General features: G+C 38.0%; 20 protein-coding genes and 1 pseudogene. 13 read left to right on the forward strand and 8 right to left on the reverse strand.

The genetic code is table 11. From position 1 onward, the window contains the following. Nucleotides 1–136 (forward strand): annotated as a pseudogene (locus tag AAV97_RS21375) (IS5/IS1182 family transposase); the annotation flags it as partial. A gap of 429 nt (nucleotides 137–565) precedes the next feature. Here AAV97_RS21375 and AAV97_RS05905 read toward each other — a convergent pair. Beyond that, on the reverse strand, nucleotides 566–1009 hold the full coding sequence (locus AAV97_RS05905) for a hypothetical protein (RefSeq protein ID WP_046760084.1): 444 nt from the start codon (nucleotides 1007–1009) through the stop codon (nucleotides 566–568). A 624-nt stretch (nucleotides 1010–1633) separates the two neighbouring features. On the opposite strand from AAV97_RS05905, the gene AAV97_RS05910 reads away from it, so the two are divergent. Together AAV97_RS05910 and AAV97_RS05915 are read left to right on the forward strand one after the other, a co-directional pair. Beyond that, nucleotides 1634–2086, forward strand: coding sequence for a hypothetical protein (locus tag AAV97_RS05910; RefSeq protein WP_009587255.1), 453 nt, complete (start codon nucleotides 1634–1636; stop codon nucleotides 2084–2086). A 28-nt stretch (nucleotides 2087–2114) separates the two neighbouring features. Then, on the forward strand, nucleotides 2115–2648 hold the full coding sequence (locus tag AAV97_RS05915; protein WP_046760085.1) for a hypothetical protein: 534 nt from the start codon (nucleotides 2115–2117) through the stop codon (nucleotides 2646–2648). A gap of 215 nt (nucleotides 2649–2863) precedes the next feature. Here the strand turns inward: AAV97_RS05915 and AAV97_RS05920 are convergent, their stop codons facing one another. Both AAV97_RS05920 and AAV97_RS05925 read right to left on the reverse strand, forming a co-directional pair. Continuing rightward, nucleotides 2864–3262, reverse strand: a complete 399-nt coding sequence (locus AAV97_RS05920) for a hypothetical protein (protein ID WP_046760086.1) — start codon at nucleotides 3260–3262, stop codon at nucleotides 2864–2866. Further along, nucleotides 3243–4595: an MFS transporter gene (locus tag AAV97_RS05925; RefSeq protein ID WP_046760087.1), complete on the reverse strand. Its 1353-nt coding sequence runs from the start codon at nucleotides 4593–4595 to the stop codon at nucleotides 3243–3245. Before AAV97_RS05925 ends, AAV97_RS05920 begins: the two co-directional genes overlap by 20 nt. 100 nt (nucleotides 4596–4695) lie before the next feature. Between AAV97_RS05925 and AAV97_RS05930 the strand changes: the two genes are divergently transcribed. After that, a complete protein-coding gene (locus AAV97_RS05930; RefSeq protein ID WP_046760088.1) occupies nucleotides 4696–5589 on the forward strand; it encodes a LysR family transcriptional regulator in 894 nt (297 codons plus the stop codon). A gap of 174 nt (nucleotides 5590–5763) precedes the next feature. Here the strand turns inward: AAV97_RS05930 and AAV97_RS05935 are convergent, their stop codons facing one another. Further along, the gene (locus AAV97_RS05935) at nucleotides 5764–6993 is read right to left on the reverse strand and encodes an MFS transporter (protein ID WP_046760089.1); all 1230 of its coding nucleotides are present in this window, start codon (nucleotides 6991–6993) and stop codon (nucleotides 5764–5766) included. Between the two features lie 147 nt (nucleotides 6994–7140). On the opposite strand from AAV97_RS05935, the gene AAV97_RS05940 reads away from it, so the two are divergent. The 5 genes from AAV97_RS05940 to AAV97_RS05960 all read left to right on the forward strand — a co-directional run bounded on the left by AAV97_RS05940 (nucleotide 7141) and on the right by AAV97_RS05960 (nucleotide 15114). Beyond that, on the forward strand, nucleotides 7141–7926 hold the full coding sequence (locus AAV97_RS05940) for an AraC family transcriptional regulator (RefSeq protein WP_046760090.1): 786 nt from the start codon (nucleotides 7141–7143) through the stop codon (nucleotides 7924–7926). Between the two features lie 831 nt (nucleotides 7927–8757). Continuing rightward, complete coding sequence (locus tag AAV97_RS05945) at nucleotides 8758–9942, forward strand: efflux RND transporter periplasmic adaptor subunit (RefSeq protein WP_004831261.1); 1185 nt, start codon at nucleotides 8758–8760, stop codon at nucleotides 9940–9942. After that, nucleotides 9942–13112 carry an efflux RND transporter permease subunit gene (locus tag AAV97_RS05950; protein WP_046760091.1) on the forward strand — a complete coding sequence of 1057 codons (3171 nt, stop codon included), beginning with the start codon at nucleotides 9942–9944 and terminating at the stop codon, nucleotides 13110–13112. Before AAV97_RS05945 ends, AAV97_RS05950 begins: the two co-directional genes overlap by 1 nt. Next, nucleotides 13112–14572 carry an efflux transporter outer membrane subunit gene (locus tag AAV97_RS05955; protein WP_046760092.1) on the forward strand — a complete coding sequence of 487 codons (1461 nt, stop codon included), beginning with the start codon at nucleotides 13112–13114 and terminating at the stop codon, nucleotides 14570–14572. Before AAV97_RS05950 ends, AAV97_RS05955 begins: the two co-directional genes overlap by 1 nt. A gap of 161 nt (nucleotides 14573–14733) precedes the next feature. Beyond that, nucleotides 14734–15114, forward strand: coding sequence for a hypothetical protein (locus tag AAV97_RS05960; protein ID WP_005029715.1), 381 nt, complete (start codon nucleotides 14734–14736; stop codon nucleotides 15112–15114). 113 nt (nucleotides 15115–15227) lie between these two features. Here the strand turns inward: AAV97_RS05960 and AAV97_RS05965 are convergent, their stop codons facing one another. Next, nucleotides 15228–16463, reverse strand: coding sequence for a pyridoxal phosphate-dependent aminotransferase (locus AAV97_RS05965; protein ID WP_005029711.1), 1236 nt, complete (start codon nucleotides 16461–16463; stop codon nucleotides 15228–15230). 221 nt (nucleotides 16464–16684) lie between these two features. On the opposite strand from AAV97_RS05965, the gene AAV97_RS05970 reads away from it, so the two are divergent. Continuing rightward, on the forward strand, nucleotides 16685–16864 hold the full coding sequence (locus AAV97_RS05970; RefSeq protein ID WP_046760093.1) for a hypothetical protein: 180 nt from the start codon (nucleotides 16685–16687) through the stop codon (nucleotides 16862–16864). 368 nt (nucleotides 16865–17232) lie between these two features. Here AAV97_RS05970 and AAV97_RS05975 read toward each other — a convergent pair whose 3' ends face one another. From AAV97_RS05975 to AAV97_RS05985, 3 genes are all read right to left on the reverse strand, one after another. Continuing rightward, nucleotides 17233–18690, reverse strand: a complete 1458-nt coding sequence (locus AAV97_RS05975) for a diguanylate cyclase domain-containing protein (protein WP_046760094.1) — start codon at nucleotides 18688–18690, stop codon at nucleotides 17233–17235. A 173-nt stretch (nucleotides 18691–18863) separates the two neighbouring features. Continuing rightward, nucleotides 18864–20294: a GGDEF domain-containing protein gene (locus AAV97_RS05980; protein ID WP_046760095.1), complete on the reverse strand. Its 1431-nt coding sequence runs from the start codon at nucleotides 20292–20294 to the stop codon at nucleotides 18864–18866. A 112-nt stretch (nucleotides 20295–20406) separates the two neighbouring features. After that, complete coding sequence (locus AAV97_RS05985) at nucleotides 20407–21186, reverse strand: hypothetical protein (RefSeq protein ID WP_009587228.1); 780 nt, start codon at nucleotides 21184–21186, stop codon at nucleotides 20407–20409. A gap of 178 nt (nucleotides 21187–21364) precedes the next feature. Here AAV97_RS05985 and uvrB point away from each other — a divergent pair, with 178 nt between their 5' ends. The 3 genes from uvrB to rarD all read left to right on the forward strand — a co-directional run bounded on the left by uvrB (nucleotide 21365) and on the right by rarD (nucleotide 25190). Next, nucleotides 21365–23386: an excinuclease ABC subunit UvrB gene (gene uvrB, locus AAV97_RS05990; RefSeq protein WP_046760096.1), complete on the forward strand. Its 2022-nt coding sequence runs from the start codon at nucleotides 21365–21367 to the stop codon at nucleotides 23384–23386. A 139-nt stretch (nucleotides 23387–23525) separates the two neighbouring features. Further along, nucleotides 23526–24116: a lipocalin family protein gene (locus AAV97_RS05995; RefSeq protein WP_004831251.1), complete on the forward strand. Its 591-nt coding sequence runs from the start codon at nucleotides 23526–23528 to the stop codon at nucleotides 24114–24116. A gap of 144 nt (nucleotides 24117–24260) precedes the next feature. Then, the gene (gene rarD / locus AAV97_RS06000) at nucleotides 24261–25190 is read left to right on the forward strand and encodes an EamA family transporter RarD (RefSeq protein ID WP_046760097.1); all 930 of its coding nucleotides are present in this window, start codon (nucleotides 24261–24263) and stop codon (nucleotides 25188–25190) included. Nucleotides 25191–25286: the final 96 nt, after the last annotated feature.

Raw genomic sequence — 25286 nt, forward strand, 5'->3', positions numbered from 1 at the left:
TAATCTAGTACAGCCACTTAATTCAAAATTAAAGATGTTTCGGATATTGTCTGAGTGGTATAGAAATAGGTGTAAACGCTTTGGTTTAAGAATGAATTTGATAGCCGGATTAATCAATTGGATGATTAAAAAATGATTTTCGCAAAAGGTCTACTGATTAAAAAGCTTTGTTAGCTTTGAAAAATATACTCTAATGTGAGTTCGACGCAAACATACCTTTAACTTATTGAAAAAAATAAGTCTCAGCGGAGTCTTGCTGAGTGTTCATCCAATTTTTAGATCAGCCTGTGGCTAGCCATACTTTGTTTTGGCATGAGGAGCGAAGCTCCGCAAGGCAACCATCTTGCGCAGCGACATCGCTGCTCACCGCAAAACTCGTCAACCAATAGTAATACATTTAATCTGTCGCAGAAACAATATCTTATAAAAGTAGTCCTGCCTCGAACAGTTGCGGATGACGTTTCCGAGTATCATATTTCATCAAGGATTTTTATCGAACTCAGGTTACTCTAAATGAGATCAAGCACAACCGTGCTCTTAAAGCATTTCAAGTTTAAAAATATGATTATGGTTTTGGTGAAAAAATAACATCAACAGATGAGCGACCACTTTTTTCATATACATAAGGACCAACAAAGCTTTTGTTTGGATTTTTAGCAAAACTTCGATGCCACGCTCTTAATTTATTTTCAGACAACCATTCTAACTCTAAAGCATTATTGGGATGCCCAAAGTCGATGGTATTCACTGAAAACTGGTTAATCGACTGAATAAAAGCTCTACATCTTTCAGTTTCACCCTTTTTTAGTACTGATACTTGAACTTGTGTTGCACCACCAAACATCGCATCATTTGCGCGGCATTGAAGTACCTGAACATGATAATGACCTTGAGGTGAGGGGAGGTCTTTGACAACTTTATTGACACTGCTCGATTGACATGCAGATAAAAATAGCATCAATGTAGTTATGCCAAGAACTTGTTTTATATTGATTTTATCTAATTGCATCGTATAAGCCTTTTGCATATTGATAGATGAATCTTAGTTATAATCCCAGAAAGTTTAAGCAAAATAGCACCAAATAATTTGATTTTTGCACAACAGACTAGTGTGAGTATTGCATAATATTTCAATAAATATGAAATAAAGTTTTTGATCAATAATTCTATTTTTTTAAATTATTTTTCATGTGTTTATTTTTTTAAGTATGTCACATATGTTTGGCAATATGAGAAATACCAAAATCAGATTTACAAAAAAATGATATAAATAAAAGCGTACTTGCTGAAAAATAAGCAGAAGTTTTAAGCTAAGTTTGAACCTTGGATAAAATATAGATATTTATTTCAACAGAAAAAGGATCAAGTATTCGCTGTATATAGAAAATTTTTTATGTAAAACGCATTCAATTTTTTAAGTTATGTATTTAACAGTTTCACATAATTTTAAAGATTAGATGCTCAATAATCTCAACATGATGAGTTTTGTTCGGATTTATACATTTAGATCATTGGAATTGGGCTGAATGATTCAGAAAACATCGCATCAAAAAAATGGAACAATGCTTTAGATAATTTCATGATAGATCAGCTACTTGTGCTGAAAATAAATCACTTGTTCAAGGACAACAGGATGAAAATCAAAAAAATTTTACTGGCAGCTATTTTAAGCTTTCCGCTGATCGCACACGCAGAAGGTCTAAAGTTAAAGAATAGTACAGGTGAGTTTGATCAATACACAGGACAAATCACGGTCAGTGGCGAATATTCATATTATTTTGAAGATGAAGTTTTAGGGGATGTGGTTTGTTTTCATCCTTATACACCTTCGGATAAATTGATTCCACGGACTTCGAACGATCAGCGTTCACGATGGTTCTGTTTTACCCAGTCTAGTCAAGCCATCAATGCGTTTAAAATTAATAAAAAGTCTAAACAAGGTTATGAGGGTTACACGGGGCATGCCACGGTGACCGTTGGTGATTATGCCGTATATAGGGGTGAGAGTGAGGGGTTTGATACTGCAAAACTGATCTCTGTCAAGAAAGCAGAAGCACCAAAACTTGTGAAAAAGTCAGGTTATTAAACAATACAATCTAGATAAAGGATCAATGATGAAAACGATTAAATTTTTAATTGCAGGCATGTTAACTATTCCACTATTTGCTGAGGCAAAAACCTTACAACAATGGGAACAATGTGCGGATAAGGCTGGTCGCAGTGTCAATGTGCAGGAAGTTGGCAATATTGGTTATGAAGCTGAAATCAAAAGACAGTGTGGTACACGCCCAGTCGCCACTGCCGGTATGGCGAAACCAGATGGAAAACTACCTTATGATGTGATTCAGGCAGAACCTTGGAAAAAGAAGTTTCAACAACTGACAGGCAAAGAATACAGCAAAGTTAAAACATCGTTGGTGGTATCAAGCGCAATGAAACGTGAGGGTGATTGGCTAATTGGTAGCGGTTATGATCCTAAAGGGGCAGGCGCGAGCAAAGCTGTGATCGCCGTCAATACCAAAACAGGAAAAGTTATGGCTTTGATGAGCTCTTATGATGGTGTGCAATATTTTGGTTTTGATGAAAACACAAAAAATATACCTCGCAAATTACAGCAATGGATTAGCGAAGAAGTGGCGGCAGGGTAAATGTTGTATCTTGTTATTTTCACAGATTATTTGATGCCGTGTTAAGCACAAAGTCATTATAACTATGTGTAAATGCATGACGATTTGATTTTAAAAACGGGACTATATAGACATATAGTCCCATTGTCTGCTAATGAGGGTTTTGGATTTTTTTGATTTGAAACCATTTGCTAAAACTGATCGTCAATATAAGCAGTTATTCTCTCCACTTATGATTAAGTTAATTGTACTGGCGTTTCATGTAGATATACCCAATAGCATTGATCATCTTCAATTTTGATACACACTGTGGAAATCCTTAATGTATGTAATTGATGAAACTGTTGATGTTCTTGGTATTGAATCCAGTAATGATTTTCAAATTCAAATAATGGGGTAATATTTAAGGGTGTGGTTTTTAAAGACGGTTTTTTCCCTACATTTTCGTTAAATAATGCAGTGATTTCAGTTAAATTAACACAATGTCCCTGAGTCGTAATCATTTTAAAATTTTGATCAAAACTCGACAAAAGCTTTTTTAAGCTGTCTTGTGCATTGGGATTGGTAAATACATCTTCAATCCAAATATGTAGGTCTACAATATTTTTTAAAGCTTCATTGATTTGATGATTCATGCGGCTTTTCCTTCCAAACAAAAATTAAAGCGGTTGCGCACAAAAGTGCTGCGATGAGAAAAGTATATTGGTAATGCAATAAACGATTTGAGATGGGCAAGACACTAAAGATAGAAAGAAGAACTACAGTCCCTATGCTAAAAGCCACTTGGCGATTGATGTTCCACAGCACACTTCCTTGTAATAAATCTTGACCAGTAAAATCTTCAAGTGAACTGATTTGGGCGATATTGGCACTTAGTCCACCCCCCATACCCATCAGCAAATATGCAAAAAATAATAGAATTAAATCAGTCGCATGGCTTACCCAAAATAACAGTCCTATGCCTAAGCTATGCAGGGTGATTCCGATGACAAACAACTTTTTTTTACCAAAGCGATGATAGAGAAACCCACCACTTGTCATGCAGACGAGTGCACCTGTTGCATAGAGCAACATAAACAATCCTGTTTGTTTGGCATTAAAACCAAGATTAAATTGTAAATTAAAGATATTGAGTAAATTCACGCCAGTAAAAATGCCAGGTACTGCATAATAGACAATAAATGCTGTCCGTAAATTACAATTCTTTAATAATTGCAGATTGAGAATGGGAGCATGACAGTGCGCTGAATGCTGCAAATAAACAATAAGCATCAAGACTGAAATTGCGAAGCTTGTGATCGCAAAGAAAATATGATGTAGATCTGTGTAGAATGAAAATGACAACAATAGACATAAAAGTCCAGTATTGATGAGAATCACGCCTTTAAAATCAGGGTGTTGATCGGACTGACGTTGCTCATCTCTTACCCAGTACCAAGCTAGGCATGCGGTCAGTAATGAAAATGGGAGGTTTGAAAAAAATACCCAGCGCCAAGAGAACGTATCTACAATGATTCCCCCTAGTGTTGGGGAAAACGCAGGAGCAATTAAAGCAATCGCCATAATCAGGGTTGAGATACGTTGCCGTTCATGATTAGGGAATAAGCCAAATACCAATGCCTGCCCAACAGGAATCAATAATCCACCTGAAACTCCTTGGATGAAACGCCAAAAAATTAAACTGTAAATGGAAGTGCTAAAACCAATGAAGCAAATACTGAACGAAAACAATAACATTGAAAAACAGAGTAGTTTTCGGTATCCCATTAGGCTTGAAAGCCACAAACTGATTGGCATGATCAAGACTAAACCAAGAATATAGGCATTGCTTACCCATGCAGTCATGGACGGAGTGACTGAAAATATTGTTGCTATACTGGGTAGCGCAATTGCTGACATAAAAATATTGATGCAATCAATAAAAAACCCAAGTAAAAATACTGTTGCTATTTTATAACGATAAGACATAGCGACCTCCAAGACGATGGAGCGTACGATGCCAACCTTTTACTGTCGATGCATACACAGTAAAATCATTGTTTAATAATCTCAAACAATGATTGATTCCATGCAGAAGAATCTCAAACAAATTACCAGCTTTTTACAGGTCGTAGATTCTGGTTCATTTACCAAGGCTGCTGAAATTTTGGGGCTTAGTCGATCAATGGTCAGTATTGATATCAAACATTTGGAGCGGTCGTTAGATGCAAGTTTGTTAATCCGCAATACTCGCAATATTGCTTTAACTGAAATCGGTAAAAATTTTTATGATGATTTCAAACAAATTCAATTACAGATTAATGAAGCTTTTGAACGTAGCCAAAATTTAGCAACCAATGTAACAGGTGTTTTGAGATTTTCTTCGACCAATGAGTTTGGGCAAAAATATATTTTGCCGCTATTGGGAAAGTTTTGCCAACAGTATCCTAAGCTGCAACTGCAATATACCTTTAACTCTTCTTTGGATGATTTGGTGACTAAAAAACTTGATTTGGTTATTCGATTGGGAAACTTAAAAGATTCATCATTGAAATCTCGAAAAATTGGTCAATACCCAATTTATTTAGTTGCTACAGCTGAATTTCTAGCACATCATCCAATCAATCAGATTGCAGACTTAGCCCATGTCCCTTGGATTGGACACAGTTTATTAAACTGGCAGGATACCCAATATGTTTTACAAAACCGTGGTGGTGAACAGTACGCTTTACCCTCTGTGAGGTACCAATACGAATCTAATTCAGCTGAAGCGATTCATCAAATGGCATTGGCCTCTATGGGTGTTGCCATTTGCCCAGCGTGGTTAGTTGAAGATGATTTGCAACAAAAGCGATTGATTCGTTTATTGCCTGATTTTGATTTGCCTATGCAAAATATTCAATTGCTCTATTCAAATACTCGTTCTTTACCCGCTAAAACACGTGTTTTTCTGGATTTTTTAATTGAACATTTGTCGTTGTGATCAGCAAAGTAAACCAATATTTTATAGCATGCCGATTGTAAGTTTGGAACTAAGTTAGTCTTAGTTTTGATAAGTATGAAAAAATGCAAACAAGCAACTTGAGTTTTATGGTGAAAGGGTAATTTTTTAGAAAAGATCAGTAAAGACATTGCTTTACTGATCATGAGATTTACTTTATTTCTGTTGTGTATTTGGCAGTAAAGCAGTCATAAATCCTAATAAAGGAAGAAATGAGCATAATTTAGAGACCCAGACAATTCCATGTGTGTCTGCTAAATGCCCCAGTCCCGCGGCACCTACACCACCAATTCCGAACATCAAACCAAACATTAAACCTGCAATCATGCCGACACGCCCTGGAACGGCTTCCTGTGCATATACCACCAAAGCCGAAAAAGCAGAGGACATCACCAAGCCAATAATTACGGTGAGTATCGCTGTTCCTGTTAAACCCACATAAGGAAGCATGAGCGCAAAAGGGGCAACACCTAAAAATGAAACCCAGACCACAGCTTTTCTTCCGATTCGATCACCAACAGGACCTCCAACAAATGTTCCAAGTGCGACCGCACCGAGAAAAATAAACAAATACAGTTGAGAGGTTTGAATGGAAACATTAAAGCGTTCGATCAAATAGAAAGTAAAATAATTGGTAATGGCTGCAATATAAATAAATTTGGCAAACATCAAAACACAAATCACCGACATCGCTTGAATGACTTGGTGGCGAGAGAGTTTGGAGGTTTTTTGTTGACTTGTGGTACCTTGTACTGGTGCTTGTTGAAGCAACCATTTGGTCACACGTAACAACACAAAGATCGCTAAAGCAGCAACAACAACAAAAAGCCCAATGGCTCCTTGACCATTGGGGATGATCACGGCTGCTGCCACTAATGGACCTAATGCTGATCCTGTGTTTCCCCCCACTTGAAACATCGATTGTGCTGTACCAAAACGACCACCTGAAGCTGTACGAGCAATACGTGATGCTTCAGGGTGAAATGTTGATGAACCAACACCAATCAGCGCTGCTGCGATCAATAAGCTTTGAAAGTTGCTGGCGATAGCAATTAAACCGATTCCAACTAAAGTGACTCCCATACCTGCTGGCAACAAATACGGTTTTGGATGTTTGTCGGTATATAAGCCAATCCAAGGTTGTAATAACGATGCAGTAATTTGATAAACCAAAGCAATCCAGCCGATTTGCGCAAAACTGAGCGAAAACTCTGCCTTTAACATCGGGTAGCTTGCTGTAACGACGGCTTGAATAGAATCATTCAATAAATGGGCAATCGCGATGGCACCGACAATGCGCAATACAAACTTTTGCGGATAATCATCTGACGGAATTTTTTCTTGGGTAAATGGAGTTTCGACAACGGTATTGCTATGACTTGGCATGATTTCTCCGACAAGCTCTATATGCTTGCAGCATTCGATAAAAGGCTTTGTTTCTGAGTGTTTTTATCCTAAACTGAAGCTTCATTGACCCACAATCATATTTGGGACATAAACTATCGAGTTCGGGTCATTTTTAAGAGAAAAATCATGCGAAATATTCGGGTGCGTGATGTTGAAGATACAGCGCGTATTGTTATGGCAACAGGGAATGATTACCCAGACGGTACAATATTACCCAGTCATAGCCATAAAAGAGGGCAATGCTTATATGCTATTACGGGGGTATTAACGGTCAATACAGATCTTGGAAGTTGGGTTGTTCCTCCCCGTCGTGCATTATGGATTCCCAATGGTATACAGCACGAAGTCCATATGCGTGGCATCACCAAAACTCGCAGTGCCTATATTGTTCCAGAAGTGGCTAAGAAAGCAGGGTTGTTAGAATACTGTGCGGTCATTAATGTTTCTCCCTTACTGCATGAACTTTTATCTGCGGCAATAGATATTCCTGTGGAATATGAACTGGATGGCAGAGATGATTACTTAATGCAATTAATGATTAAAGAAATTGCGATGATGCCTGAATTACCGCTCAATGCACCTTTGCCTCAAGAAGCAAGGTTGAGCGCATTATGTTTAGAGATTTTAAAAGCACCCAGTTTAGATAAAGATCTTGATCAAATTGCAAAACAAGTCGGGATGAGTCGACGCCATTTCACTCGAATCTTTAGACTACAAACAGGAATGAGTTTTAGCCATTGGCGACAACAGGCATGTTTATTGAATGCATTCATGCGTATGGAGTTGGGTCAACCCATTACCCATGTTGCAATGGAGTTAGGCTATAGCAGCAGTAGTGCTTTTACCGCCGCATTTAAACGCTCATTAGGTCTTGCTCCCAGCTTTTATTTACAGGGAAAAAATTCTGAGTAAATCAAAGCACGACAGCATATTCATATCGGTTGAGTTGAGACTGGATTTCCATCATTTAATATATCATCAAACCACCTGATTACTCATACATGCGCTTTGATATCAAACATTTATATGCAATGAACTTTATGCTTTTTATACAAGTTTTTAAAGACTTGGATGATTTCATTTGTTTTGCACTTTTGAATCATAGATCACCTTTCTATCCTGAGACGACATGGAAGTCGCCATGCTGAGCGGGGGATATAAGCAAAAACAAAGCACTGCTTTGTTTGTAGCGCAAGAATGTGGTTAAATAAAAATGAGTTAAGTAAAACGAGTCTTCGCCTACAGAAATGGATTTAAACTTTAGAAAAGCAAGGCTATAAAAGCTTTGTATCATCAAACAATATTTTCATCACATTAATTTTATTATTCAAAAAAATTCGATTTTGCTGTACGTGTTTTTCAGCAGATTGACCATAGGTGGATGATGCAAATTTGATTTACACTTTAAATATAAAACAAGGTATTACGCACTTGATCTTGATCTACGTATTATGATGCGATATTCAAAGTTTCATAGTCAAAAAACTTTATAATTTTAGAAATCAGCCAAAACTTAATTTGTAAGAACTCTTTTTTTAAAGTTTTAATTTCGTATTAGAAAAAAATACATATGTGAATTTTAAAGTTTTTCAGCATTATTTCTTTATTATTTTTCCTTATCAAATCATTAAATATTGCTAAATAATCCTATTGACTTTCCAGTAATGGGAAGCTTTAACCTGACCGCTATCGCTACAACAACGTTTTGAATACACCGTAGCATCTCAGGAAATGGGGCATAATATGAAAGCTAAAATGATCGTAGTCTCTATTGCAGTCGCTGCTGTGATCTCAGGGGGGCTCATTTATAATGCACAAAACCAACAAAGTAAAACTCAAGCACAGGCAGCAACCGCAGCACCAGCACCTACAGTTCCAGTCGCAGAAGTGATTACACATGAACTTAGACCCACTGCTGAATATACGGGGTATTTGTCTGCTCCCCAAAGCGTTGAGTTACGTTCTCGTATCGGTGGTGTAATTGAAAGGGTCAGTGTGCCAGAAGGAAGTTATGTCCAAAAAGGTCAGACACTTTTTAAAATTGATCCTGAACCTTTTCAATTGGCATTGGACATTGCTCAAGCACGATTAAAGGCGATTGATGTCCAATATAAACAAGCCATTGCAGACTTTAATCGTGCCAATCAATTGCTTGCCAGTGGCGCGGTTTCTAAAAAAATATACGATGACGCTCTAGCCACAAAAAACAATCGTCAGGCTCAAGTGCAAGAAGCACATACGGCTGTAGATGAAGCAAAACTTAACTTGTCTTATACCAATATCAAAGCACCCATATCAGGGCGTGTTGATCGCGTTTTAGTGACTGCTGGTAATTTAATCACGGGTGGCAATACCAGTAATACGACTTTGTTGACCAGCATTGTTTCCGTAAACCCTTTGTACGTATATTTTGATTTGGATGAAGCCACCTTATTAAAGTTAAAAGAGCAGAACAAACAGGGATTGCTTAATTTACCCATCGCTATGGGATTAGCCAATACCGAAAATCATCCTTATCTCGGTCAATTAAATTTTATCAGTAACCAAGTAGACCAGCGCACAGGAACAATTCGTGTCAGAGCTTCAGTAGAAAACAAACAAGGTGAATTAAGCTCTGGAATGTTTGCACGTATTCAGTTAACAACAGGTGCAAATTATCCAGCGATTTTAATAGATGATCAGGCAGTCGGTTCAGATCAGGATAAAAATTATGTCTTAATACTCGGTGCTGGAAATAAAGTTGAATATCGACCTGTCAAATTGGGTGCAATGTTTAATGGGCTTCGCATTATCGATCAAGGTTTGAAATCTGGTGAAAAAATCATTCTCAAAGGTTTGGTTGGACCTGGAATGCAAGTAAACCCCAATATCGTTCCTATGCAAGACAATACACAACAAGCTAAAGTTGCGAATCAGGGAGAAAAATAATGAAAAATTTCCCTCACTTTTTTGTAGATAGACCAATATTTGCAATCGTCATTTCTGTATTGATGTTGATTGTCGGAACTTTGGCATTATTTAAACTTCCGCTCAGTGAATATCCTCCGGTTACGCCGCCTACAGTCCAAGTTTCAACGAGTTTTCCAGGTGCAAATCCACAAGTGATTGCAGAAACTGTTTCTTCACCATTGGAACAGGAAATTAATGGTGTTGAGAACATGCTGTATATGAATTCTCAAACCGCTACAGATGGTCGAATGGTGCTGACCGTAACATTCAAGCAAGGAACTGATCCCAATCTGGCAGAAATTCAGGTACAAAATAGGGTATCAAGAGCCTTACCTCGACTACCTCCTGAAGTGCAACGAATTGGAGTAATCACGCAAAAGGTTTCTCCTGATATCTTGATGGTGGTCCATCTTCAATCGAAAAATAAATATCATGACTACCTCTATGTTTCAAATTACGCAAATTTAAATGTACGTGATGAGCTTTCACGTTTGCCTGGCGTGGGAAGTGTCGTGGCTTGGGGGGGAGAATATGCAATGCGGGTTTGGATTGACCCTAAAAAAATTGCATATCGTGGTTTAACAGCAAATGATGTGGTCAAAACGATTCGGGAACAAAACGTTCAGGTGGCAGCCGGTTCTGTCGGACAGCAACCGCATGCTTCAGCAGCATTTCAGCTTACCGTGAATACCTTGGGGCGTTTGACAACACCTGAGCAGTTTGGCGAGATTATCCTAAAAACAGGTGAGAATGGTCAGGTTACTTATCTAAAAGATGTCGCACGCATTGAAATGGGTGCAGATGCATATTCTTTACGAAGCCTATTAGATGGTAAACCTGCGGTGGCTTTACAGATCTTTCAAAGCCCAGGGGCAAACGCCTTGGATGTATCCACTGCGGTTCATCGCAGTATGGAAAAAATGCAAAAGAATTTTCCACAAGGCATGGAATATAAAATTGCCTATGATCCAACAATTTTTGTCCGTGCTTCTCTAAAATCTGTAATCATCACGCTTTTAGAAGCGATTGCCTTAGTTGTAATCGTGGTTATCGTGTTCCTACAAACATGGCGTGCTTCAATCATTCCATTGGTAGCAGTCCCTGTCTCACTGGTAGGTACTTTCGCATTAATGCATTATTTTGGCTTTACATTGAACACACTCACCCTATTTGGTTTGGTGTTGTCCATCGGTATTGTGGTCGATGATGCAATTGTGGTTGTGGAAAATGTAGAACGGCATATTGTCGGGGGCGAAGCACCTAAAGAAGCTGCCCGCAAGGCAATGACTGAAGTCACGGGACCGATTTTGGCAATTACTGCAGTTTTATCAGCAGTGTTTATTCCTTCTGCATTTTTAACAGGCTTACAAGGTGAGTTTTATCGACAATTTGCCTTAACGATTGCAATTTCAACCATTTTATCTGCGATTAACTCGTTGACGCTTTCTCCAGCGTTGGCAGGAATACTGCTCAAACCTCATGGTGATACAACAAAACGCGATCGTTTATCACGATTGATCGAGTTTTTATTTGGATGGTTCTTTAAGCGATTTAACCGTTTCTTTGATAAAGCATCAGATGGCTATGTTTGGTCTGTACGCAAGGGTGTGCGTATGAGTGCAATTATTCTGTTTCTTTATGCAGGATTTTTAGCGCTAACTTGGCTAGGTTTTAATAAGGTTCCAAACGGTTTTGTCCCTGCGCAAGATAAATATTACTTGGTCGGGATTGCACAGCTTCCAACAGGGGCATCACTTGATCGAACTGAAGCTGTGGTAAAAAAAATGACCCAGATTGCTTTAGATGAACCTGGTGTTGAAAGTGTCGTTGCATTCCCCGGATTATCGGTGAATGGACCTGTCAATATTCCCAATTCAGCGCTCATGTTTGCCATGTTAGACCCGTTTGAACAACGACAAGATCCTTCTTTGTCTGCCAATGCCATTGCAGGCAAATTAATGGGTAAATTTAGCCAAATTCCTGACGGATTTGTCGGTATATTCCCACCACCACCTGTACCGGGTTTAGGTTCTACAGGCGGATTTAAGTTACAAATTGAAGATCGATCAGGACATGGTTTTAATGCATTGGCTCAGGTTCAAGCACAAATTATGGCAAAAGCTGCGCAAGCACCTGAATTGGTAGGCATGTTGGCAAGTTTCCAAGCAAATGCTCCACAACTTGAAGTCGATATTGATCGAGTCAAAGCCAAGTCACAAGGTGTGGCTTTAAATGAAATCTTTGAAACTTTACATGTCAATATGGGGTCGATCTATGTCAATGATTTCAATCGCTTTGGGCGCACTTATAAAGTGATTGTACAGGCAGATGCACCATTCCGTATGCAATCTCAAGATCTTGAACAGCTTAAAGTCAGAAATAGTGCTGGTGAGATGATTCCGCTTTCAACTTTTGTCAATATTACCCGAAGCTCAGGACCAGACCGTGTGATGCACTATAACAGTTTTCGCTCTGCAGACATTAGTGGTAGCCCTGCACCAGGATATTCTTCAGGTCAGGCAGCAGATGCAATTGAAAAAATTGTTAAGGAAACACTTCCGCAAGGCATGACATATGAGTGGACAGATTTGACCTATCAAGAAAAAATGGCAGGCAATACAGCACTCTACATTTTCCCTCTAACCGTGATTTTAGCCTTTTTGATCTTGGCGGCTCAGTACAATAGTTGGTCTATGCCGTTTGCAGTACTTCTTATTGCACCTATGGCGCTATTGTCTGCAATAGTTGGTGTGTGGTTGTCTGGCAGTGACAATAATATTTTTACGCAAATTGGCTTCGTTGTGTTGGTAGGATTGGCTGCAAAAAATGCGATCTTGATTGTTGAGTTTGCCCGAACCAAAGAAGAGGAGGGATTAGATCCACTCGAGGCTGTTTTGGAAGCGGCACGCTTACGATTACGTCCTATTTTAATGACCTCGATTGCCTTTATCGCGGGCGTTATCCCACTTGTTTTAGCCACAGGTGCAGGTGCGGAAATGCGTCATGCAATGGGAATCGCCGTATTTTCTGGAATGCTTGGGGTCACTATATTCGGTTTATTATTTACCCCAGTGTTTTATGTCGTCATTCGGAAATTTATTTTAGCGCGTGAACAAAAGGCACGTTTAGCGAATGAGGAGAAATTGTAATGAGCAAGTTTCATATACAACAGCAATATTTACGTTATCGATTTATACCTCATCAGCAGTTGGTTGTTACTTTTTTAATCGTGCTGATTTCTGGTTGTTCTTTTGCTCCTAAATATGAACGTCCAAATGTGGATATTGCGTTGCAATATCCACAAGGAGATGCGTATCCAAAAATATATACACATCCGAAGAATGCTGAGAATGTTCTAGATATCGGCTGGCGGGCTTTTTTTAAGGATCCATTACTACAGCAACTGATTGAACATGCATTGGCGAACAATCATGATCTGAAGATAGCTGCGCTAAATGTTGCTGCACTTGAAGCACAATATCGTATTCGACGTGCAGACTTGTTTCCACATTTAAGCACCAATGCTGATGCAACAGTTCAAAAGCTTCCGTCAGATATTGCCTATAATCGTCGTATATATCAATTGGGGTTAAGTTCAGTGGCATGGGAACTTGATCTGTGGGGACGACTAAGAAATTTAAATGAACAGGCATTACAAAATTATCTAGCCTCAGACGAAACACGAACTGCGGTACACATGAGTTTAGTTTCGGCAGTTGCACGTGCATATATGACCTTACAGGCAAACCACGAACAATTGAGTTTGACACGTGCAACAGTTCAGGCACAGCAACAATCCTATGAGCTGACCAAGGCTTTGGTTAAAAATGGTCAAGCCACACAATTTGATTTAAGTTTGGCTGAAATGTCCTTACGTGCGGCACAATTTGATCAGTCAAAAATGGTGAGATTGGTTGCACAAGATCGCAATGCTTTAATTTTATTGATGGGCACGCCTTTGTCTCAATCAATAGCGTTAGAACTTGACCAAGCTAAAGATTTATCAGACCGCAAATTGCTTTCGCAGATCTCCGCAGGCTTACCTTCTGATTTATTGATGAGACGTCCAGATATTAGAGCGGCTGAACATATGCTTTTAGGTGCCAATGCCAATATTGGTGTGGCACGTGCTGCATTTTTCCCTTCTATTCAGTTAACTGGTTCAGTCGGTATTGCGAGTTCTAGTTTAAGTGATCTGTTTGATTCAGGAACAGGTATGTGGAATTTTATTCCTAAGATTAGCTTACCTATTTTTCATGCTGGTGCGAATAGAGCCAATTTAAATCATGCTCAAGTGTTAAAAAGAATCGAAATAGTGAATTATAACAAAGCTATTCAAACTGCATTTCGTGAAGTCTCGGATCATCTTGCAGGGCAAGCCACACTGGATGAGCAAATTAAAACACAGCAGCAAAGTGTGAATGCCAGTGAGAAAGCATATCAATTGGCAAAGCTGAGGTTTAAAGCAGGTCAAGATAATTACTTTGTCGTTTTAGATTTAGAGCGTACCTTATATGCTACCCAACAGCAGTTAATCCAAACGCGTTTGGAACAATTGAACAATGAAATCCAGCTATATAAAGCGCTTGGCGGGGGATGGATCAGATAGTAAGGAAAAGTAACGCTACGTACTTCAGCAATTTGACTCAACATCATGATTATTCAAGAAGTATGCAGCCCGCTTTGTATGTCTCAAATGTAATTTTCATGACCATTCTTTGTATAACTTCAATCTTTAGAATGAAAATTGAATTATCACAGGAGAATTACATGAAAACTTTGATCAAATTTGTTTTTATTGGTCTATGTGGTGTTGCAAGTTCTAGTTTTGCATCACAACATCATGAGCAAAACATGAAAATTGATCACTTTGGTACAGGTAATGATGGTGATAATAGCTCAGGTCTTTTGCTGAAACAGCCGATGAAACTCGTTCCGGCATCAAAGCAACAAAGAACCAAAGAACCGCGTATTGAACATTATGGTACAGGTAACGATGGTGACAATACTTCAGGTTTATTATTGGTTGACCATGAAAAAGTTTATGCTTTATCAAATACCTATACACCACAACCTGATCAAAGACGAATTGAGCATTACGGTACAGGTAACGATGGTGATAATACGACAGGACTACTGCTTCAGGAATAATCTTTATTCGCGTTGATGGATCAACAAGGTATTACAGCAGATAGAGCAATAGACAAAAAAATGGGTGTATCAATACACCCATTTTTACATCAAATCACAGTGATAATAGTAGACTATTGCGCTGCTTTTTCAGCTTCGATAGAAGCAATTGCAGCATCAATACCTTCAATTGAATCAGCAGCTTTTTTGATACGTGCAAGCGCATCTACTAGAACTTCATCAGCAGTTGCGTATGAAATACGCATATACCCGCCTAAACCAAAAGCATCGCCAGGTACAACAGCAACACCAGTTTCTTCAAGTAACCATGCAGAGAATTCAGTGCAAGACTTTAGACCCTTAGCACGAATCAAAGGACGAATGTTTGCATAAGCATAGAATGCGCCGTCAGCAGGTAAACAAGTGATGCCGTGAATGTCGTTTAGACCTTGAACAACAAGATCATGACGACGTTTGAATGCTTCAATCATTGGCTCAAGAACATCTTGAGGACCATTCAATGCAGCCTCAGCAGCTACTTGTGAAATCGATGTTGGGTTAGATGTTGATTGTGATTGAATCTTCTTCATCGCACCGATTAATTTTGCTGGACCAGCAGCATAACCAATACGCCATCCAGTCATTGCATAAGCTTTAGATACACCATTCAACACGATGACACGGTCATAAAGATCAGGTGCAACTGTTGCAATATTATAGAACTCATCATCCCAACGGATTGGTTCATACATATCGTCTGATGCTACAAAAACTTCAGGGTATTTGCGTAAAACTTCAGCCAAGGCTTCAAGTTCAGCTTTAGTATAGATCATCCCAGTAGGGTTTGAAGGGCTGTTTAAAACCACCAAACGTGTTTTATCAGTAATCGCTGCTTCTAATTGAGCAGGAGTGATCTTGAAGCGCTGTTCTTCACCACACTTCACGATAACAGGAACACCCTCTGCAATAATCACCATGTCAGGATAGCTAACCCAATATGGTGCAGGGATAATCACTTCATCACCTTTATTTAACAAAGCCAGCGCCAAGTTAAAGAAAGACTGTTTACCACCACACGAAACCAAAATTTGGTTTGCTGCATAATCAAGATTATTATCACGTTTTAATTTAGCAATAATCGCTTTTTTAAGGCCTGGGGTACCATCAACAGCGGTGTATTTGGTAAAACCGTTGTTAATTGCTGTAATAGCAGCATCTTTGATGTGTTGTGGGGTGTCAAAATCTGGTTCGCCTGCGCCCAATCCGATTACATTTTTACCAGCAGCCTTTAATTCAGCAGCTTTATTGGTAACAGCAAGCGTTGGAGACGGTTTGATGGCATTTACACGATCAGAGAGACGTACGTCCACGGCATTATTCCTTCTTATAGGGATTAAAAAATAAAAAGCACATTATCATAGCCTAAATTTTAAGGTTTGGTCGTTTAATATTTATGCAAATTGACCAAATATTCACGAAAAACAAAAAATTAATGTATCAAGAGAATACAAATAAATAAGCGCAATGGAGATCACTCGCATCAAGGGCAAAATTTACGTACAATATAGCCAGTTAAAATTGAGTGAATCACATGAGCACCCAAAATACTCCCAAAAAAAAGCCATTGGTGAATTTACCTTTTCCAATACCATCAGCTATTGAAAATGTAGATGATGTTGCCCACAATCAAGTGCGCCCAAAACCTGAGCAATATGCAGACCGTACTTGGATGCCTCCACGTGGTACACGTCGTTCGATGGGTAAACGTTAAAGTTTGAATAAAAAAGGTAGGTGCATAAAGCACCTATTTTTATGTCTTATTTTTAGGGTCTATGGACATTTCATAAATGGCTTGCGTTGTAGGTTAAAATTGAGCAGGCAAGGCATGAAATGAAGAGAATAGCGAGACTATTTTTAAGTTTCATAACGTAGCCTGAGATAATTTTAGCCACAACCCTTCGGGACTAGCGTGTTTTTTGGCACTTCGTCGTTACGAACTACTCACTTAGAATGACTAAATTTCGTATTTCGCGCCTAGAATCGCCTAAAAAACACACCTAGTCGCAAACATAGACGAATTGTCCACAGACCCTAGATATATCAAGCTGGTGTTGAGGGTTTCGGCTAAGCTTTCCCGTTTTATATTAAGTTTTGTTCATTGAGCATTTCAGTGACGTATTCATAATAATTTTTCTTTTTTTGATACATCAATAAATCCGCACGCTTCAACATATTATCAATACTTTCATTTTCATTGGTTGTGGCATAACCAATTGCAATGCTGATCGGCTGTGAAGAGTAGTACTGATTATCAATATTCAGTAATTCCTCTATGGTCATAATCATAGATTCAACCATTTGCTCATTGGCTGCAGGCATGAGCAGTACAAATTCATCTCCGCCAATCCTGGATGCGGTATAACTGGTATTGGCAATCGTACGACTGAGAATATTGCCCATTCGGCGTAACAAACCATCCCCAATATCATGACCGAATTGATCATTAATGGCTTTTAACCCATTCATATCGATGAAAACTGCAGAGGTCGGACGCAATATATTGCGTTCTAAACGATTAATTTCTTCTGTATAGAATGAACGGTTAAATAATTTGGTCAATACATCATGTTTACCTAGGTATTCCAAATAACTTTCTGCTTTTTTACGCGCCGTAATATCGGTGAGTGCGACTTGAACTAAACTCCAGTCTTCCTCATAACCAGGGAAAACAGTAAATTGCAACAATACATTCCGTACCGAGCCATCTAAAGCGTAATTGATCGCTTCACGTTGATGGTGAATTTTACCATTCCACAATTCAATCAACTGCTCTCGGAATGTTTGGTAAATTTCTTTGGCAAAGACTTTGTTTAAGTTTTTAAATAAGGTTTCTTTATCTGGAGCCTTAAATAAGTCCAGTGTTGCTTGATTGACATCCAGTAAAATAATATCTTCAATACATTGGTTCACAAAGTCTGTATGTACATCCAAAAAGGTTCTAAAATCATCAATACCGATTTGGCGTAACTGATCTAAACGCATTTTGACCCGACTAAAATCCTCTACCCATAATGAAGCAGGTGAATAGATAAAGCGAGATTCTGCAAGTTGTCGATTTTTTTCTTCTAGACGACGGGCATTTTGATAGTCTGTAATATCTTCTGTGGTAATAAGAACTTGATTTAAACTCTCTTCTGAACCAGGCATCACCGCGCCACGTAGTTTGATGTCCAGCTTTTTTCCTGAAATCGTGTAATTTACAGTGGTGCTGGAAAACTCTGTCTGACCTTCCCAAAGTGCAACCAACTCTTTGATATGTGAATCAAACATTTCTTTTTGGAAAATAACATTTAAATTTTGACAGAGATGTTTTTGATTTTTTGCTTCAAAAAGCTGTAAAGTTTTTTGATTCACTTTAACAATTTTAATTTTATGTGCGCATTGAGTCACTTGTTCTGGATGTGCTTCTAAAAAGCTTTGAAGATTTGTAATCCCTTGACCTTTCCACTGATTAAATTGTTCTTTTATTGCACTATAATCTTCTAACCACATAGGTGTGGGGGATATATCAAAAATAGAAGAATCGGAAAATGCCATTACAAGATTCTCGTTTGCTATAAAAGTCATTTAATTGTTTTGGAATATATCCTAAAATTTAAGGATGTAAAATAATAAGCAAAAATAAAATGTAAATTATTTATTATCTCTAAAAAATAGTGATAACTGACTCACTTTGTCCATTTACTGACAATTAGTGTAAAAGTGTATTTTTAATATTTAAAATCATGCTGACGACTGACCTGATTTAAATAAAAATATTGTTTATCCTTATACATCATTTGATCGGCTTTTTTTAATAAATCCGCGATATCACCTTGCTGATTTATACTTGCATAACCAAATGCAACACGAATTGGATGGTGTGGAAACGCTAATTGATCAGCCAATAATTTTTTTTGAATTATGGTTATGAGATTATCTATATCACGTTGATTTGCTTCAGGCATTAAAATTACAAACTCATCTCCGCCTATACGAGATACTGAATAATTGGTTTTTATGGTTGATGTTTTTAAAAGTTCTGCAAATCTTTGGATTAATAAGTCTCCAATATGATGACCTTGAACATCATTGATTTTTTTTAATCCATTAATATCCAAATAAATACAGGAAAGTGAATGAAATGCTGTGGATTGTAAACGTTGGATTTCTTCACTAAAAAACGTACGGTTATATAATTGGGTCAATTGATCATGTTGATTGGCGTAGTGTAAATAATCTTCTAATTTTTTTCGTTCAGTTAAATCTGTAAATGCAATTTGCACGGTATCCCAATTATGTTGTGAGTCAGGGAAAATGACGAAGTGTTCTTGAACATGAATTAAATCACCATGCACCGACTGATATTCACATTCTCGTTTAATTTGATGCTGTCCATCCCATAAATATAATAGTTGTTGAGAAAAATTTTGAAGATGATCTTTAAAAATACGATGTAGATGCAGACAAAACTGTTGTTTATTATAGGCACAAAAGAGATCAAGTAAAGCCTGATTGACACCCATAGTCTGAATGTTTTTAAAACAAAAAAACAAAAAATCAGGATTTTTTTCGATGTAGCTTTTTAAATCTGTAAGGTGATTGGCTTTGAGTTGATCAAATATTGTTTTGATCTTGCTATAGTCTTTTACCCACAGTGCGGTTGGGGAATGTAAAAATAAAGATTCAGCAAAACGCCGCGCATTTTGTGATTGCGAAATATCCTCAGTGGTCAATAGCACTCGATCCCAACAATCCTTGTCATCGGACAAAATGTTGGCTCTCAACTGGACATCGATTCTTTTACCTTGACAAGTATAGTTAATGACTGGAATAGAGCAATTTTTTTGTTTGTTCCACAATGCTGAAAAAAATTCAATATGCATCATCTCAGTGTCTTGAGTATGCATTTCTGAAAATTTTTCTATAATTTCTTCTAAATTATGGGCTTCATACAAATTGAGTGTACTTTGATTGACATCAATGGTTTTAATTGCAGCTAGACAGGGGACTAAACGTTGAGGATCTTCGATTAAATAATGCTGTATATCAGATATACCTTCAGCAGCCCAGGCATCAAAAATCTTTTTGATGCCACTAAAATCCTGTAGCCACATCGCAATGGGAGACAAATTAAAAATCGTTAAATCGATTTGCTCCATTCTTATTCCATTTTATTATTTATAAATTTAGCTTAAATATAATACGGTAAAATGGCAATACCTAAATATATTGTGATGTGAAGAAAAAGTGATCCTATGCACTATACCTGACTTACTTCTTGGCATGATGTTCTGCTTTAGGCGCTGCAATCACACGTTGACCTGTCCATACATCAATAAAATCTGTTTCATTTAAATGATAAAGCTCTAACAATGCCAGAATCGCACCACCAATAATCATTGAACCTTCAGAGTTCGGTTGGAATTCAATTATTTTGCCATGCAGATTGTGAAGAATGTCTTGTATTTCAAAAATCCGATCACGTCCATTACTGTCATTTGGGTACATGGGCGTGTTTAAAATAATCGTGGCTAGGCTTTTTTCTGCATCTGTTAAATCTAAATTTTTTATTGCTTGCTCAGGATCAGCACTAAAAATGACCTGATCTGTAATAAAACTATGCAACAATTTTTGCGTCAGCTTGGGTAATGTCTTTTCAACGAAAGGGCGGAATGAGACTGGAAAAATCACATTACGCGCGATTCCCTTAAACATGGGCGCGATTTCTTCAACTTTATAACCTGCAACACCACATCCCACAGACGTAATGAAATACTTCATTTTTGGATGATTCTTCGCATATATTTTAAAATCATCAATATAATGTTGAATTTGTGAAAGCGGCATTTGTTGTAAATGTTCATTCATGGTTGGAATTGCAAAACTCTGACCTGCCCAACCACGTCCCACACCTTTGGTTGCCCCGAAAAATAAATGCGCTGTTTTTGCAGCACCACCTTGATGTGTTCCTGCCAAATTACTTCCGAAAACAAATACAGTGTCTTCAGGTAAAGTTTTGATAATGCTTTCATCATGGTAGTGATATGTCATGTTTTTCAATCCTTTAATCGGCTTAATTCCATGTTGCTATCGAAATAAAAAAGGGTCAAGGTATTTGTTGAATATTGTGTAAAAAACCCCCATTAAGTTTAAGGTAAATCTTTTGCTCAAGTCGGTTTCTGTTAAACTGCACGAGCTTCTTTCTTCTTGGTTAAAAGAGTGAATTATTGTGAATGATCATCAACCTTTTGAACTTGTTACAAACTACCAGCCTGCTGGTGATCAACCGCAGGCGATCGAAAAATTAGTTGCAGGGATAAATCAAGGTTTTCATGATCAGCTTTTATTGGGTGTGACTGGTTCTGGTAAAACCTATACCATGGCAAATGTGATTGCTCAGACGCAAAGACCAACTATTATCATGGCGCACAATAAGACCCTTGCAGCCCAGCTTTACGGTGAATTTAAAGCATTTTTTCCCAACAATGCTGTCGAATATTTCGTCAGTTATTATGATTATTATCAACCCGAAGCTTATGTGCCTTCTTCTGACACATTTATTGAAAAAGATTCAGCGATTAATGATCATATTGATCAAATGCGTCTTTCAGCAACACGTGCACTGTTAGAGCGACGGGATGCCATTATTGTGGCTTCAGTTTCAGCCATCTATGGTTTGGGTGATCCAAATGCTTATATGAGTATGTTGTTGCATATTGTACAAGGAGACAGAATCAGTCGTGATGACATTATTCGCCGTCTTGTCGAAATGCAATATACACGCAATGAGCTGGAGTTTTTACGAGGTACTTACCGTATTCGTGGTGAAATTATTGATATTTTCCCTGCCGAATCGGACCAACATGCCATCCGTGTTGAACTGTTTGACGATGAAGTCGATTCGATTCGTTGGTTTGATCCAATTACCGGGAAACTGGTACGTAAAGCCCCTCGTGTGACGATTTATCCAAAAAGCCACTATGTCACTCCAAAAGATAATCTTGAACGTGCTATTGGAACGATACGAGATGAACTTGCAGAACGTTTGGTTTTCTTTAAAGAGCATGAAAAGTTGTTAGAAGCGCAACGGATCGAACAACGTACGCGTTATGACTTGGAAATGATGCAACAACTCGGCTATACCAATGGGATTGAAAATTATTCAAGACATTTGTCTGGTCGTCCGGCAGGTGAAGCACCACCAACATTGTTCGATTATATTCCAGATGATGCCTTACTGATTATTGATGAGTCACATGTGACAGTTCCTCAAATTGGTGCGATGTACAAAGGTGACCGTTCTCGAAAAGAAAACTTGGTTAATTATGGTTTTCGCTTACCAAGCGCCTTGGATAATCGCCCAATGAAGTTTGAGGAATGGGAGCGTATTGTTCCGACGACCATTTATGTCAGCGCAACACCTGCAAAATATGAACTGGAAAAATCAGTCCAAGTTGCCGAGCAGGTGGTTCGTCCAACAGGTTTAGTCGATCCAGAAATTGAGATACGTCCAGTTTTAACCCAAGTCGATGATGTACTCTCCGAAATCAATATTCGTAAAGAGCTGAATGAGCGAGTGTTGGTGACAACACTGACCAAACGTATGGCTGAAGATTTGACTTCATATTTAAAAGAATATGGCGTAAAAGTAGCGTATTTGCATTCTGATATTGATACGGTTGAGCGAGTGAAAATTATCCATGAATTACGTACAGGCATACATGATGTGATCGTGGGGATCAACTTGCTACGTGAAGGTTTGGACATGCCAGAAGTTTCTTTGGTGGCGATTTTAGATGCGGATAAGGAAGGTTTTTTACGTTCTGAACGTTCACTGATCCAAACCATTGGGCGTGCAGCAAGACATGTCAAAGGTAAAGCGATCTTGTATGCAGATCGTGTGACGGACTCTATGCAGAAAGCCATAGATGAAACTGAACGTCGTAGAGCTAAACAAATTCAATTTAATGAGAAACACGGCATTATTCCACGCAGTGCAGTTCGTCAAGCAATCAAAGAAATCGATACCGGCGAGGTGCTCACTGACGATCAAATTGATGATGCGATTGTTGAGCAACAACATGCTTTAACTGCGGACGAACGTCATATTTTGTCTGACCCTAAACTGTTCACTAAACATATCACTAAACTTGAGAAAGAGATGTTAAAAGCATCAAAAGAGTTGCAATTTGAACAAGCAGCACGCTTACGAGACGAAATTGTGCGTTTAAAAGCGCGAATGTTAAAGTGATTTCGTTTGAGACGTGATTGCTGTATTTGACTTAGATTGTTGCTTTAATATGGACATAGGATACATAAAGCTACAATCTAAGTTTACATTTCTGATTATTTTATAATAAATAGTAAAAATCCACGATTGAGGGTATAAAGTGCAATTATTCAAAATATTACCCAAATCCTATACGCTAAAAAACATGATCATTGGGTTCAGCATTATTTCTGCTACTCTTTTTTATCCTAAAGTGTATGCGGATTATTCGACATTGGCAGCTGTTCCAAAATTAGAGCTAGGTCAGTATCTCGGGTTATGGTATGAAATTGCACGTAAACCCATGTATTTTCAAAAAGCCTGTAAGTCTGATGTCACTGCACGTTATACCGTCAATGAGTTTGGCAATGTTGCAGTAGATAATCGCTGTATTGATCAAAATGGCGAAGAATTGCGTGCGTTGGGTGAAGCTTTTATCAGTAATGAACCCTTTAACTCTAAGTTTAAAGTCAGTTTTATTCCTGAGGCAATTCGCTGGATGCCCGTGGGAAGAGGGGATTATTGGGTGCTTAAAATAGACCCAGAATATCAAATGGCTTTGGTCGGAGAGCCTAAACGTAAATATTTATGGTTATTGTCACGTGATCCACATCCTGATGAAACCAAAGTAACTGAATTTCTACGATATGCACAAACGGTTGGTTTTAATTTAAAAGATATTATTCGAACCAAGCAGAACGTTTCACAATAATTCCATAAGCTGGCAATTTGTCTGTTGATATTTGATTATTTCAAATCTTCATTTGAGAAAATATTGCAATATTCAAAATAATTTTGAAAGAAAAAAAGTTTATACTATTGAAAGATTTATTTGAGAATTTTCGAGAGGCGATAGATGTTTAAGGGCGTAGCATTGTCTATATTGGCATCTGTCACCTTTGGAGTATTGTATTTTTATACCAAATTATTAGGCGATTTAGATAGCCAACAAACATTTGGTTGGCGAATCATTGCAACCTTACCTTTTCTAACCTTATTTATGTTTTTCAGTGGTGATTTTGCCCACGTCAGAAATATTTATCAGCGTATGATGAAGCAACCTGCGTTATTGATCTTACTGCTGATCACTTCTGCGTTGACTTGTTTCCAACTTTGGTTGTTTCTATGGGGACCGATGAATGGACGAGGATTACAAGTTTCATTGGGATACTTTCTTTTGCCTCTAGTCTTGGTTCTCGCGGGTAGTATTTTTTATAAAGAAAAGTTATCAAAATTTCAAATGGTTGCCGTGGCATTTGCTGTGTTAGGGGTAGGTCATGAATTGTGGCGTTTGGGCAGTATTGCATGGGAAACCATCAGTGTTGCTTTGGGTTATTCACTGTATTTTCTGATCCGAAAAGCAATCAAAACGGATAATCTTGGTGGGTTTTGGTGGGACATCCTGATTTGCATACCTGTTGCCATCTATTTTACTCAAATGGGAGTGAATGCTTATGGGCAGTTTATTGAAATGCCCAGTTTATTTTTGGTGGTTGCTGGGCTAGGTGCATTAAGTGCTATTGGTCTGGGGAGTTATATTTTAGCCAGTCGTTATTTGGCTATGGTGCTGTTTGGTTTACTGAGTTATTTAGAACCCGTTTTATTGGCATTGGCTTCATTGGCTTTAGGAGAGTCTATTTCCGCAGATGAATGGTTGACTTATATCCCGATTTGGTGCGCTGTAGGTGTTTTGGTTTTAGAAGGCAGTTGGCATATTTATCAACAAGGAAAGAAACGAAAAAATTTGGAATTGAATATTAAAAAATTTGATAAAAGAAAGAAGTAACAGGTATTCTTTAAATATAAAAACGATAATCCTTGAACTTAAATTAAAATAAATGTTAAATATATCTCAATATTGGTGCTTTAAACATGTTTAAAA

The organism is Acinetobacter sp. Ag2 (assembly GCF_001005515.1).
Classification (GTDB): domain Bacteria; phylum Pseudomonadota; class Gammaproteobacteria; order Pseudomonadales; family Moraxellaceae; genus Acinetobacter; species Acinetobacter bereziniae.